The following is a 13,953-nucleotide window of genomic DNA, read 5'->3' as shown; positions in this document are numbered from 1 at the left end:
CAGCTTATGCTGTGGTTTTTTGATTATAAACTATAATGATAGCCACTGGACTGGTTTAACCCCTATTTATACGTCAAAACCTACCATTGAGTTATAATTTTTAATTTTTTACAGCGCCGACTCGCTTAGCAGTTGACATTGAATGTGATTTGCGATTAATTAGAGGATGGGCTACCCATTCTTATGTTTTTTCTCAAGATTTTTATAGTATTCACTCAGTCACCATTTACCTCGACAGACAATCAGGCAAATAGGTAATGGAAAATAGGATCGTTACTTTATGAGTCAAACCTTACCCAAACTCAGTCATCACCTAGTGGATGACGCTCAATATAACTTGCTGCGCTCAGTAGGTTATCTCACTGCCGCTGAACGCCGTGATATTGTTGATGCCTGTGAGTTCGGTGATATTGCGCACATCAAAGACAAGCGCAAATCAGGGGAACCTTATATCACCCACCCGATTGCGGTTGCTGAGATACTGGCAGGTTTTCGATTGGACCGAGATACCGTTATTGCCGCCATTTTGCATGATACGGTCGAAGATACTGATGTGAGCTATGAGCAAGTTGAGCAGCGCTATGGCATCGTGGTGGCAAGATTGGTTGATGGTGTGACCAAGCTAAAATCCTCTTCGCATAATAAGCAACAAAACAAAGCCGCGACCTTTCATAAGATTTTGACCGCCACGCTTGCTGATCCGCGTGTGTTGATTATTAAGCTTGCCGACCGCTTACACAATATGTCTACACTTGACGCAGTGCGTCCTGAAAAGCAACGCACTACTGCACAAGAAACGCTAGATTTTTATGTGCCCTTTGCGCGGTTGATGGGTCTCAATGATATTGCTGATTATATCGAAGTACTGTGTTATCGCAATCTTGACTCTGATATGTATAACAAGATATCTGATAAGTTACTACAACATGGCCTAGGACGTAACTTTCAGAGAGAAGCCATTCATCGCTATTTGAGTATTGTACTCAATAACTTGGATCTGAATGGACTGGTCACTGTCTTAGACAATCGCGTGGTGATATACCGTCAGTTTTTCCGAAACCGTGGCGAGATTAATGCGCTACTACGTCATTATGCGTTTGAGATTATCCTCGACAATATCGAAGCATGTGACAAACTCGCTTATTACCTGATTAAAAAATACCAAATTGACGATACTCATATCGCTGATAATATTCGTCGACCACTACCGGGTGGCAATCAATCGCTCACGCTTATCTATGAACGCGATAACGATGTCGTCAAAGTGACTATTTTGACCAAGCAAATGCAAAATGCTGCCAGACTTGGGGTCATCGGTGCAGAACATGCCTCCGATGTCAGTCAATCAGTCATTCAAGCATCACTACGCAACATGAAAGACTTGGTCGATGAAGACAATTTAAATACACATAGTCCTGATTTTGCAGCAGCAGTCGCCACGATTAATGAGCTGATGGATTATCTGCACTCCAGTAAAATCATCTGCTATAGCCCAAAAGGTCGTGCCTATGAGCTACCACAAGGGGCAACGGCGCTAGACTTTGCCTACGCTGTCGGACCGATGGTAGGTAATGTGGCCGTTGGTGCCAATATTGAGGGCAAAGTTGCCAAACTTGGCACCGTGGTAAAAAATGGACAGCTGGTTGAAATTGAAGTCAACAGTCACTCAGAGCCGAAAGCAGAATGGCTTGGGTTTGTGGTCACCAACAAAGCCCGTGAAGAAATTTTACGTTGGTTTAAAGATTTATCCGCTGCAGACAAGCAGCACCATGGTCAGCAAGCATTGGACAGGGCACTAAGAACCTACCAAAAAAGTCTGGATGACTTGACCGAAAGTGACTGGAAAAACCTTACTGAATGGCGTGGGCTGACAGAGAAAGAGGCATTATTTGAACAGATAAGCTCTGGCACGTTATTACCACAACTCGTGGTGACCCGCTTATTCAGCGATGAAGTTCGTGATCTGCAAGCTCGAGAGCATAGCGATGACATGACTCAACCGCAGCAGCTCATAGTAAATGCCTCTGGGGTTGAACTCGACTTCGCCAACTGTTGTCATCCTATCTACGGTGACCCTATCGTTGGCCATTTATCGCGCCATGGTCTGGTGGTGCATCGACACAAATGCTTCTCTTTGGACGACATCCGTAAAGACAATCCCTATCAAGTGATTCAGCTACGTTGGCGTAATGATAAAGCGGTCAAACAAGGCGATCCAGATGAATACAATATTAAAAACACTGGTAAAATTCGCTTTCCTGCTTATTTAAAGCTCTCTGTCGCTCTCAGCGACGAGCAAATCACTGAAGTCGTTTATCATTTGCGTCAATTAAACATGGGCATCGAAACCGTCGACGTCCGTAACAGTGATACCATCATCCACATTATTGTACGTAGTCGCAACCACTTAGCACAGGGTATTCGAGAGCTGCGCTCATTACTTGGCTTTCCTAATATCATACGCCTATATCAACTATAGTATAATCAATCGATATAAATCAGATACAGCATCAGGCTCGCTCAGCCTACTATTTGTAGTACCTGCACTAGCCTTTGTTATTTATAAGAATAGTGCCTGAGTTGTTTTTACGTCGTATATAGGTCATCTTGAATAGGTTATCAGAGCGATGGCTTATCATTAACGCCTGCTTAAGAAAGCGTTGAATATTTTATTCAGCAATTTTAGAAAACTCTCAAATAATGATAAACTGTTTTACTTGATTTTTAGCACCTACAATTAAGGCATATCGTCATTTATACTGACATCTACAAAATGATGATACGCCACTATCAACCAAACCAAAAAAGCATAAAAAGGACATAATATGACTCGTCAAACTATCCAAACTGATAAAGCCCCTGCCGCTGTTGGTACTTACTCACAAGCCGTAAAAGTCGGCAATACTGTTTATATTTCAGGTCAATTAGGTTTTGATCCTGATGCGATGGAATTGAGAGAAGGTTTTAAAGCACAAGCAGAGCAAGTATTTGAAAATATCAAAGCCATCTGTGAAGCTGCTGGTGGTAGTTTGAACGACGTGGTTAAATTCAATGTGTCGTTAACTGATTTGAGTGATTTTGCTGTTTTAAACGAAGTATTTGTAGCCAATTTGAGCGAGCCATATCCTGCCCGTGCAGCGGTTCAAGTAGCAGCATTACCTAAAGGTGGCGTGGTTGAGATTGAGTCTATCCTATATATCGACTAATTTTGACAGTTACTAATTTTAATGGTGACTCTGCTTAAATAAAATATTGTATATTGAACCATCATAAGCTTAGCATCATGCTAAGCTTATTAGTCTCTGTCTCTTTTTTGACATCAATCTCATCAAACTGCGAAGCCTTTTATGTTGGTACAAGTTGCTCTGCCCGTGCCCCTTTATCGGGTATTTGACTATAGCCTACCAGCGAATGTACATGCTTTGCCAAATACGATTGCCATATCCATACCGCATATTGGTAGCCGCGTTGAGGTATCATTCGGTCGCCAGACTCTAATCGGTATCGTAGTGGCTCATATCTCCGAAGCCGATAGTAGCGTGCCACTCAATAAGCTCAAACCTATCAATAAATGCCTGGATGCTGAGCCTATTCTAGACGACCGTATGCTAAAGCTCGCTTCTTGGATGTCGCGTTATTATCACTATCCTCTCGGGGACGTTCTAGCAGTCATCTTACCAACCCTCGTTCGTCAGGGTAAGCCGTTAGATCTGCTGATTACACACTGGCGAATTCTGCCCCATATCACTGACGATGACTTTCATACCAATGCAAAAAAGCAGAAGCAGCAATTTGATATGCTCAAGCTGCATGGCGAGCGCGGTGCGAGTGAAGACGTACTGTTATTAGAAGGTATGCAAAGAGCGTTCTTAAAAACGTTGGAAGAAAAAGGACTTATCGAGCGCTATATTGAGCCAAAACAAGCACCTGCGCCTGTCAAACTTGCAAAAATGCCACTTGATCTCAACGATGAGCAAAAGCTTGCTGTTGAAGCCATCGTCGCTGCTCATGAATCTGGATGCTATACAGGGTTTTTACTCAACGGCATCACTGGTAGCGGTAAGACTGAAGTCTATCTACAAGCGATGCAGGCAGTATTAGAAGCCGGCAAACAAGTCTTAATTTTGGTGCCCGAAATTGGATTGACGCCGCAGACGCGTGCACGATTCGCCAGTCGCTTTGCCGCACATATTGTTTTGCTACACTCAGGAATGAACAATACCCATCGTTTACAAGGGTGGCAAGACTGTCGTACAGGTCATGCGCAAATCATCATTGGTACACGCTCATCAGTGCTGTACCCCTTTGCTAATTTAGGGTTGATTGTCGTCGATGAGGCACATGATGGTTCCTACAAACAGCAAGACACACTGCGTTATCATGCCGCTGACGTTGCATTATATCGTGGGCTACAAGCCAACATCCCAGTTGTGCTAGGTACAGCCACTCCTTCTCTTGAACATCTAAAATTGGTCGATGACGGCAAACTCGTAGAGTGTCAACTGCTCACTCGCCCTGGCAATGCCAAGCCTGCCACCATGCAACTCATCGATGCACGCCTGCAAAGCACCCATCAGCAAGCACAGGACGATGGTGCGCGCTACGATACAGGTTTGACCGATGCATTAATTGGGGCGATACGAAAAACACTAGAAGCGGGTAATCAGGTATTAATATTCCTAAACCGTCGCGGCTATGCGCCTGTTTTATTATGCGAGGCTTGTGGTTGGCAGGCCGACTGTCCGCGCTGTGATGCTCATTTAACTGTTCATTATAATAGCCGGTCTCAACATAACACTTACGTCAGCAGCTCTTATTTAAAATGTCACCATTGCGACTGGCAATCCTATATTCCTACTATATGTCCTGATTGTGGTAGTCAAAATTTGGATGCCAAAGGTATGGGAACTACGAGGCTCAGCGAAAACCTGCATGCTATTTTTGCCAATCCGCAAACCAGTAAAGAGCTGTACCCCATTATTCAGATAGACCGTGATACCACAAGACGTAAAGACAGCTGGGAAAATATCTACCAGCGTATCAACGAAGGCACTCCTGCTATATTAGTCGGCACGCAAATGGTCGCAAAAGGTCATCACTTCCCCAACGTCACACTGGTCTGTTTGCCTAACGCTGATCGTGGCTTTTTATCAGCAGATTTTCGCTCACCTGAGCACACTGCACAGCTCATGATTCAAGTGGCTGGGCGCGCTGGACGCGGTGATAAATCTGGACAGGTATTGATTCAAACTCTACAACCAGATAATGAACTGTTATTAAAACTGGTAAAGGACGGATACCTATCCTTTGCGCGTGAACTACTACAAGAGCGTAAAATGATGGGACTACCGCCTCATACTCATGCTGCGTTGATACGCTGTGAGGGCAAGACACTTGCCGCCACTACTCAAGCGCTCAAAGATGCCATTAGTATTCTACCGAACGCACACCATCTTGCCGTGCTTGGTCCTATCGATGCACCGATGAGTAAAAAGAACAGTCGTTACCATGCGCAACTACTGCTCTTAGCCAAAGATAGACGCCAATTACACCATGTACTAAATCAATGGTGGGAGCCAGTACTTGCCTTGCCAAATGCCAAGTATCTTAAGCTTACCTTGGACATTGATCCAGTTGGTTGGTAACCTAAATACCTTAAGCACCTATCGCTAAACTCTGTAAAGCCAACATTGACGATCGAATTCAATGTCAGAGAATTTGAGGGTTGTTATGACTACAGAAGATTCAAAGGCTAATGCAATTCATGATACGCATCAGAGTGCTGCTGATACGCATGAACATCAGCACGATGAGCAAAACTCTCATGATTCACACTTAGAGCAGTTAACTTCACCGCAAGATACCAAAGGCTACCAGCGCACATTGCTATTTAGCTTCATTATCATCACTGGCTACATGTTCATTGAAGCCATTGGTGGCTGGCTTACTGGCAGTTTAGCGTTATTGTCTGATGCAGGTCATATGCTCAGCGATGCAGTCGCACTTGGTGCCACCTTAATGGCATTCAAAATTGGCGAAAGAGCAGCCACTCATCAAAAGACTTTTGGCTATAAACGCTTTGAGATATTGGTCGCGACCGTCAATGGCGCTACGCTCATTATTATTGCGTTAATGATTTTTTATGAAGCACTTAAACGCTTTAACGCTCCTTCTGACATTGCTACTCAGAGCATGCTTATCATCGCGACTATCGGTATGCTTGTGAATATTTTGGTCGCATGGCTGATGCACCGAGGTAGCCATAATGGAGAGGCACATGGTCATAGCCATGAGGGAAATGACACCAAAGCAATAAATAATACAGCTGACACGAAAGAACCCGTTAACCTTAATATGCAAAGTGCTTACTTACATGTATTAAGTGATTTAATGGGGTCAGTGGCTGCGATTATTGCAGCGCTATTGATGATGAGCTTTGGTTGGGTGTGGGCAGATGCGGTAGCGTCAATCATCGTTGCCGTCTTGATTCTCTTTAGTGGTTACCGCGTTGTACGTGATTCTGTACATATCTTGATGGAAGGTACGCCAGCAGGAATCTCACTAATCACGGTCAAGGAGACATTGGTTGCCCATCCACAGGTACAGAAAGCCCATGACCTGCATGTTTGGAGTATTACCAGTGGTCTCAATGCCTTGTCTTGCCATGTTGTCGTCGATGGCGAGATGAACATTCACGAATCAAGCCTATTGATTGCCAATTTAGAACAACGCTTGCTCACGCTTGGCATACATCACGCTACCATCCAAGTCGAAAGCTCATCGCACCCGCAGACTAAGTCACATAGCGATGCGTTGGTCTGCGATATTTCCGAACAAGCAACTGATAATAACAGTCACATTGGACATAACCATTGACTATGATCCATTTATAACAAGCAAATGAATATAAAATAAGTAAATGTTAACAAATAAAAAATCTCAAATTCATGTCACCCTAGTTTCTATCAATGTAATAGCATGTCACAAATAATGAAAAATTGAGTCTCGTTGCCATATTTTTAATAGAAATTCTGTATACTTAAGACTTAAAAAACTTATTCACGATCTATTGAAGATATACCATTATGTCTAGACGCTCAGCGCCCTTTGTCGCCCCTGACTATATCGACGATCCCACTTCAAAAGACGGCAAAAAACACGCCAAAGTTTTGCTGTCAACGATGCAAGAAGATATTGCGAGCTTTCGTGATGAGCAATTTCCACCTGATATTTTGCGCCAAATTCGTGACATGCCTATTTATGAAGGCAACTTGGCAGAAGTCCAAGCCTACCAACAGCGCTGGCAAACGATACTTGAGCGCGCGATGGCATTTTACCCTGCAGCCAATCTACCGCCCGACTATCTACCACTACCAGCCAGCCTTGAGATTCCTCAGTTTATCTATCACGTTCAACGTCTGCATTTAACCAAGACTCGTGCCAAAGAATCCAAAAGCTTTGGTTCAGTGGGTGCGCTGACTGATAAATGCGGTGATTATAGTGCTGATGAAATTGCACGTATGTCGGCAGTATTCGATAACGATGATGAGGCACGTTTGGTTGCACATCGTGAGTTTATTGATCTACGCGCTTATGTATTTTGCCGTGATAATAAAGGTGAGATGCTAGAGCCCGAACGGGTACGCTTTTATCGTACTGGACTCATCGTCCATGCTTTACCCGATTTTAAAATAGTCGATAGCAGACAGACCCCACGTAAGCGCCGTAATGATGCTTATAACAATCCGCTTGCTGATAATGGCATTTGGAAGATTTACCGTAAAAAATAACCTACGTTGACGCTATATTATTTTTACTATAGCCACTTTATATTGTTTGTCTTATTACCCCATCTTAAGGATCTCAGATGCTTGCTGCCGCCGCCGGCTCACCAAATTTAATGTTACAAGCTACAATCTTCTTAGGAGCAGCACTGCTCTTTGTACCCCTTGGTAAACGATTTGGTATTGCGACGGTCTTAGGTTATCTCATCACAGGTCTGATATTGGGCCCTAGCGGCCTAGATGTAGCGGGCGACGCTGAGAGCTTATTACACTTTTCTGAGTTTGGCGTGGTGATGCTGCTATTCATCATTGGTCTGGAGCTTCAACCTTCACGACTATGGGCATTACGGCGCTCCATATTTGTACTTGGTGGCTTGCAAGTCGGCCTGACCGGCACGCTACTGATGTTACTTTTACATCATTTTTTCTCCTTACAACTGGATACTGCTTTTATCGTAGGCTTTGGCCTTGCCCTCTCTTCTACTGCATTTGTATTACAGATATTGACTGAAAAACAGCAGCTTGCCAGTACACATGGTCGAGAAGCTTTTACTATCTTGCTATTCCAAGATATTGCCGTTATTCCTTTACTAGCCGTTATTCCGTTTTTGTCAGGGGTGCGCGAGCAAAGCTATGATTTGATTTATTTTGGTAAAGTGTTTGCCGTATTTGCTGGACTCATTTTTGCCAGTCGCTATGTTGTTCGACCATTCTTTAAATTTGTGGCATCAAGTGGCGCGTCAGAACTGTTAACGGCAGTCGCCCTATTTATCGTGATGGGTGTGTCTATTTTGATGGGGCAAATTGGTCTATCGATGGCTTTAGGTGCATTCTTAACTGGTGTATTGCTAGCGGATTCAGAGTATCGCCATGAGTTAGAAGCGAGTATCGAGCCCTTCAAAGGTCTGCTGTTAGGCTTGTTCTTTATGTCGGTTGGGATGCTAACCGATGTCAAACTCATATTAGCCGAGCCCGTCTTTATCATCGGCTGTGCAGTGGCACTGATAGTGATCAAATTCGGTGTCGTTACTTTGATTGCAAAAGCATTAGGCAATCGTTGGCCGACCAGTCTCAGACTCGGTGTGACTCTCGCTCAAGGTGGTGAGTTTGCTTTTGTGCTGTTTAGCGTCGCTACCGCGCAAAATGTCCTGCGTCCTGAGCTTGCCAATACACTCAATCTTATCGTGACTATCTCTATGGCTCTCACGCCAGTGGCATTCTTGTTATTAGAAAAGATAGGTGAGCCCTTATTTGCCAAAAGCAAACCAAGCCGTGAATATGATTCGATTCCAGACCATGAGCATCAGGTGATCATCGCCGGATTTGGCCGCGTTGGTCAGATTATTGGTCGTGTTCTGCGTATGCACAATATTGAATTTACCGCCATCGAGCGCTCCGCAAATCGTGTGGATTTTGTTCGAAAATTCGGTAACCAAGTTTACTATGGTGATCCAAAAAACCCTGAAATCTTACGCGCTGCTGGTATCAAAAAAGCACGCGTCTTTATTCTCGCTATTGATGATTTGGAGCGCTCAATCACGACCGCTCAATATTTACGTAAAAACTATCCAGATGTAATTGTATTAGCACGCGCGCGTGATCGTCAGCATTACTACCGCCTACGTGAAGTGGGTGTCCGTCATATATGGCGTGAGACTTATTTATCGTCTTTGGATATGTCGCGTGAGTCGTTACAACTGCTCGGTATCTCACCAGAAAAAGCACGTGAGACAGTACAAACTTTCCGTGATTATGATGATGATTTGATTGAACGTCAGCAAGCTATTTATGATGATGAAGCCAGCATGATCGAATCGGCGCAATCAGCAATGGCAGAGCTTGAGAGCTTATTTGATGAAGACATTGGTAAAGCACGAAAAATGGATCTGACCGATTTTTATGAAGCGTTAAAGAGTCAAGCGACGCCAGTCGATGAAAAAGACGATATCGTCACAGACGCTAAAAAATAATAGCGCAGCGCCCTATTCAGGCAAGCAGCTTGACGGTGCTTGCCGTTTGTTTAGCGACGTCATACAGTTCCAACTATCGCTGTCTGGCACATGATAAAAGACCAGTGTCTGATCATTCAGATAGCGTATCGGAAACTTGATGTTCTGAATCGTTGCAATCACTGCACAGTCAGTTTCTGCTACCCCTGCGACAGTGTCATTAATATCAATATTTACCTGCTCTGTTCCCGTATTCAAGGACGAATTAGTTGGGCACTGTCCTGTTTGCTGATAAAGTAATGCCACACGATTTTGTGTCGTTTTGACCGTATCATAAGCATCAAATACCACCTCATTTGCTTTTGGCTTGGCAATAATAGGTAAAAACTGCACCTTAATCACCATTAAGGCAAACGCAAACAATCCAAACCCCAAGCCTAGTCCAAACAGAGTTACCCCACCTTCCCTCTGCAAGTGAGCCTTCTGCGCGTTCTCATCGCGCTGATAGTCCTCCACAACATCGGCAATTTCACGGCGGGCCATACGGTAATAATAAGCGTCTGTCCAACGTGCAACCATAAACGACCAAAACAGCCAGATTATCGCAGCAATGCCTATACGCGTGGCCACCTGATAAGCATCAGGAATATAAGACATCGCCAAAAACTCAAAGGCAACCAGCACCAATGCCACGTTGAGTTGGATAAACGACCATCCTGCAACACTATATACAATAGCATCCATATAGCGCTTGCGATAGAGCAGCCAAGGAAAAGTCACAAAAAATGCGGCCCAGTGCCATTTTGGTGACAGATAACCTTGCTCATCGAACTGCTCAAAGCGCTTGAGATAATAGTGCTGGCTACGATGACCGATAAACCACTTATCCAGCTGTTTACGCTTCGCAGTAGTCAGCTGATCCTGATAAAATGGAGGCGGCGAATCTGTCTCAATAAATAGCATAGTGAGGTGCCCTATTTACTATAAAGAAAAGTTTGAATTCATTATGCATGTTATATGATAACGCCAAAACCGCTGTACAGAATAGTAAACGACCGATAAATATAGTTGATTCAATGTAAAAGAAGTACAAGGCAGCCAATTACGAATATATCTGCAATACGTCAAACGAGATTAACGCTTTGACTCTTTCATGGTAGGTTAAGCATAAGCGTATTAAAAAAGCATTGTCCGTTCACAGCTGTATAGATTTAACTTATAATAAGCGTACATCACCCATTTTATTAAGTCTTGTCAATCCTATGAGTCAACATCCTGATATTAACGATAACATCGATAGTACGAGTACTACTGATGAGCAAACAAACCTTAGCACCAGTATTGAAAGCAATATTGATACTGACATTGATGACAGTGTTGGTAATGAGATAGCGCCTGAAGAAGGCAAACATATTCGTATCGTCAATACGTTTATGAAACGACGTACGCACATGAATAAGAATGCTGAACTGGCACTGACTGCTCCAGAATTTTCTGAGTATCTAGTCAATAACAGTTTTGGTGATGGCAATTTAGAGGGTATCAATAATCTACGCACATTATTCGCTGATAGCCCTAATGGTAGTGAAGCGCCACTTACGGTAGAGATTGGTTTTGGACTGGGTGTTTCATTTATTGAAATGGCAGCAGCAGAGCCTAGCCGCAACTTTGTTGGTGTCGAAGTGCATGAGCCTGGTATTGGTAAATGTGCTTATATGGCAGGCACACAAGGCTTAAAAAACGTCAAAATCATCAACGGCGATGCTATTCAGTTGCTCAAGCAATTACCAGAAAATCATATCGACCGTATCCAACTTTACTTCCCTGATCCATGGCAAAAGAAGCGTCATCACAAGCGTCGCTTTGTCAGTGCGGAACGTATGACCATCGTCACTCGCAGCTTAAAACAAGGTGGCTGGTTTCATACGGCGACAGACTGGGAGCATTATGCATTTTGGATGGTTGAGGTATTAGATGGTTTTACAGGGTTGACCAATCAAGCGGGTGCAGGTAACTTCACCGATCGTCCTGACTTTCGTCCAATGACCAAGTTTGAGCGTCGCGGCCTAGAACGTGGGCATGGCGTATGGGATTTAATCTATATCAAAGATTAATACTAATAACATATTTGTGATAGACCTAAAAAAGCGGCTAATATATTTAGCCGCTTTTTTTGCTTTACAACTGAGCATTTACTGGTTTTCAGATTAATTATTGATAAATTATCAGCTGTAAGCCTTATTTTAGGAGCTTTCACTACTTTTATAAAAAAAACTTATAAAATATTAATACGTGAAACATAGCCCTTAGCCTGTGGTTTATGGCTAAATATATATTTTGACAATTGTGACAATAGTATTAATTCTTGATTATTCCATATCGATAATCTACGCAAACATCGATGCTATAAGGGTTTGGTGAGTTCTCCCCATAAGCTGTGGATAACCCTGTGTATAAGTCACCACTTGACAAGAAATTCCCTAGATAACTTAAAGGGTAAGGTAAAATCGTTCATTTTTTGTACAATTAAAAAATTATTAGAAATCATATACTTACATTAACCTAGTAACTATTTAAAATTATTTTTAATATTATTAAAATAAAATTTCATTACTGGCGATGTTTCACAATTCGTGAATTTTTAGGCTTTGTCTGCTGTGGACAACTCTTAAGCCTATTGACAAACAGTACCATTATATTGTCCAAAATAATAGTTCCTATTTTCATTATTTTAGGCAAACCATCAGCTATATATAATGCGACAGTTAATGTCGTCTACCGTCACTCGATCCACTAAATGACCTTTGAAATTTGTTATAATTACTCTACCCAATCAATAGTACTTAAGAGAAAATATTTGTGACATGCATGTACAGCAAGGCTTAATAGCCATGCCAACAAATGCTAATTATGAACTTATTTTTGCTTATCTCACGATTTGATTTTACTGTATAGTAAGGTGACATAATAAACATTACTGTCTATCTCATCGAGATGACAACCTATTTATCCTAGGTAGATGCTGAATGCTTCTTCCTATTTAAGTGGCAACCCGCACTATTGAGCCGCTACTTTCTATCGTACAAATATATTACGTATAACGCCGAAATTGATAGTTTTACATTAATGATTGAAAATAAGGAATCTAGTATGGACGACAATAAAGCCAAAGCACTTAAAGCAGCACTTGGTCAGATTGAGAAGCAGTTTGGTAAAAACACCATCATGCATTTAGGTGATGACTCAGCTATCATGGATGTCGATGTCGTATCGACAGGCTCATTAGGTCTAGACATTGCGCTTGGTATTGGTGGTCTACCAAAAGGCCGTATCGTTGAGATCTACGGCCCAGAGAGCTCAGGTAAAACAACGATGACCCTGCAAGCCATTGCAGAGTGTCAAAAGCAAGGCGGTACCTGTGCCTTTATTGATGCTGAGCATGCGCTCGATCCTGTCTATGCACGCAAGCTAGGTGTAAACACGGATGAGCTACTACTCTCACAGCCTGATAATGGTGAGCAAGCGCTTGAAATCACCGATATGTTGGTTCGCTCAGGGGCAATCGATATGATCGTGATTGACTCAGTTGCCGCCTTGACACCGCGTGCTGAGATTGAAGGCGAGATGGGCGACTCACATATGGGTCTGCAAGCACGTCTGATGAGCCAAGCCCTACGTAAGATTACAGGTAATGCCAAACGCTCTAACTGTATGGTGGTCTTTATTAACCAGATTCGTATGAAAATCGGCGTTATGTTTGGTAGTCCAGAAACCACAACTGGTGGTAACGCCTTGAAGTTCTACGCCTCTGTACGTATGGACATTCGCCGTATTGGTGCAGTGAAAAATGGTGATGAAATCATCGGTAACCAGACCCGTGTTAAAGTCATCAAAAACAAAATGGCACCTCCATTCCGCCAAGCCGAATTTGAAATCACTTACGGCGAAGGTACTAACCACTTAGCCGAAGTCATTGATTTGGGCGTTGAGATTGGTGCGGTTGGCAAAGCAGGCTCTTGGTACAGCTATGGCGACGAAAAAATCGGTCAAGGTAAAGCCAACTCTGTATTATTCTTAAAAGAGAACCCTGCGATTGCTCAAGAAATCGAAGACAAGATTCGTGACGAAAAACTTGGGTCAAAAAAGAGTGCGAAGGATAAAGAGATTGACGAAGCCAAAGAAAAATCAGGTGCTGAACCTGTACAATAACGAAGCGATCA

General features: G+C 43.0%; 9 protein-coding genes. 8 read left to right on the top strand and 1 reads right to left on the bottom strand.

Translation table 11 applies throughout. From position 1 onward, the window contains the following. Window positions 1-280: 280 nt before the first annotated feature. From I6E61_RS10115 to I6E61_RS10090, 6 genes are all read left to right on the top strand, one after another. Entirely contained in the window at window positions 281-2,479 is a 2,199-nt protein-coding gene (locus I6E61_RS10115) for a bifunctional (p)ppGpp synthetase/guanosine-3',5'-bis(diphosphate) 3'-pyrophosphohydrolase (protein ID WP_197134159.1), read from the top strand. 346 nt (window positions 2,480-2,825) lie between these two features. Beyond that, window positions 2,826-3,206, top strand: coding sequence for a RidA family protein (locus I6E61_RS10110; protein ID WP_197134156.1), 381 nt, complete (start codon window positions 2,826-2,828; stop codon window positions 3,204-3,206). A 141-nt stretch (window positions 3,207-3,347) separates the two neighbouring features. Continuing rightward, the gene (locus I6E61_RS10105) at window positions 3,348-5,645 is read left to right on the top strand and encodes a primosomal protein N' (RefSeq protein WP_197134153.1); all 2,298 of its coding nucleotides are present in this window, start codon (window positions 3,348-3,350) and stop codon (window positions 5,643-5,645) included. An 85-nt stretch (window positions 5,646-5,730) separates the two neighbouring features. After that, window positions 5,731-6,876 carry a cation diffusion facilitator family transporter gene (locus tag I6E61_RS10100; protein WP_197134151.1) on the top strand — a complete coding sequence of 382 codons (1,146 nt, stop codon included), beginning with the start codon at window positions 5,731-5,733 and terminating at the stop codon, window positions 6,874-6,876. A gap of 209 nt (window positions 6,877-7,085) precedes the next feature. Next, entirely contained in the window at window positions 7,086-7,790 is a 705-nt protein-coding gene (locus tag I6E61_RS10095; RefSeq protein WP_197134148.1) for a hypothetical protein, read from the top strand. 77 nt (window positions 7,791-7,867) lie between these two features. Then, complete coding sequence (locus I6E61_RS10090; protein ID WP_197134145.1) at window positions 7,868-9,754, top strand: monovalent cation:proton antiporter-2 (CPA2) family protein; 1,887 nt, start codon at window positions 7,868-7,870, stop codon at window positions 9,752-9,754. 12 nt (window positions 9,755-9,766) lie between these two features. On the opposite strand, the gene I6E61_RS10085 is transcribed toward I6E61_RS10090, so the two are convergent. Then, the gene (locus tag I6E61_RS10085) at window positions 9,767-10,696 is read right to left on the bottom strand and encodes a DUF2628 domain-containing protein (protein WP_197134131.1); all 930 of its coding nucleotides are present in this window, start codon (window positions 10,694-10,696) and stop codon (window positions 9,767-9,769) included. Between the two features lie 299 nt (window positions 10,697-10,995). Between I6E61_RS10085 and trmB the strand changes: the two genes are divergently transcribed. Both trmB and recA read left to right on the top strand, forming a co-directional pair. Beyond that, window positions 10,996-11,847, top strand: coding sequence for a tRNA (guanosine(46)-N7)-methyltransferase TrmB (gene trmB, locus I6E61_RS10080; protein WP_197134128.1), 852 nt, complete (start codon window positions 10,996-10,998; stop codon window positions 11,845-11,847). Window positions 11,848-12,883: 1,036 nt separating this feature from the next. Further along, a complete protein-coding gene (gene recA / locus I6E61_RS10075; RefSeq protein ID WP_197134125.1) occupies window positions 12,884-13,942 on the top strand; it encodes a recombinase RecA in 1,059 nt (352 codons plus the stop codon). The last annotated feature ends 11 nt before the right edge of the window (window positions 13,943-13,953 follow it).

It is taken from the genome of Psychrobacter sp. NZS113, from assembly GCF_015864825.1.
GTDB lineage: Bacteria > Pseudomonadota > Gammaproteobacteria > Pseudomonadales > Moraxellaceae > Psychrobacter.
Note: the sequence above shows the minus strand (reverse complement) of the source record. Positions and strands in the feature narration are given on the sequence as shown.

Bases quoted from the DNA above. Each gene is read 5' to 3' on its own strand.
- I6E61_RS10115 (WP_197134159.1), top strand. From the start codon at position 281: ATGAGTCAAACCTTACCCAAACTCAGTCATCACCTAGTGGATGACGCT.
- I6E61_RS10110 (WP_197134156.1), top strand. From the start codon at position 2,826: ATGACTCGTCAAACTATCCAAACTGATAAAGCCCCTGCCGCTGTTGGT.
- I6E61_RS10105 (WP_197134153.1), top strand. From the start codon at position 3,348: ATGTTGGTACAAGTTGCTCTGCCCGTGCCCCTTTATCGGGTATTTGAC.
- I6E61_RS10100 (WP_197134151.1), top strand. From the start codon at position 5,731: ATGACTACAGAAGATTCAAAGGCTAATGCAATTCATGATACGCATCAG.
- I6E61_RS10095 (WP_197134148.1), top strand. From the start codon at position 7,086: ATGTCTAGACGCTCAGCGCCCTTTGTCGCCCCTGACTATATCGACGAT.
- I6E61_RS10090 (WP_197134145.1), top strand. From the start codon at position 7,868: ATGCTTGCTGCCGCCGCCGGCTCACCAAATTTAATGTTACAAGCTACA.
- I6E61_RS10085 (WP_197134131.1), bottom strand. From the start codon at position 10,696: ATGCTATTTATTGAGACAGATTCGCCGCCTCCATTTTATCAGGATCAG.
- trmB (WP_197134128.1), top strand. From the start codon at position 10,996: ATGAGTCAACATCCTGATATTAACGATAACATCGATAGTACGAGTACT.
- recA (WP_197134125.1), top strand. From the start codon at position 12,884: ATGGACGACAATAAAGCCAAAGCACTTAAAGCAGCACTTGGTCAGATT.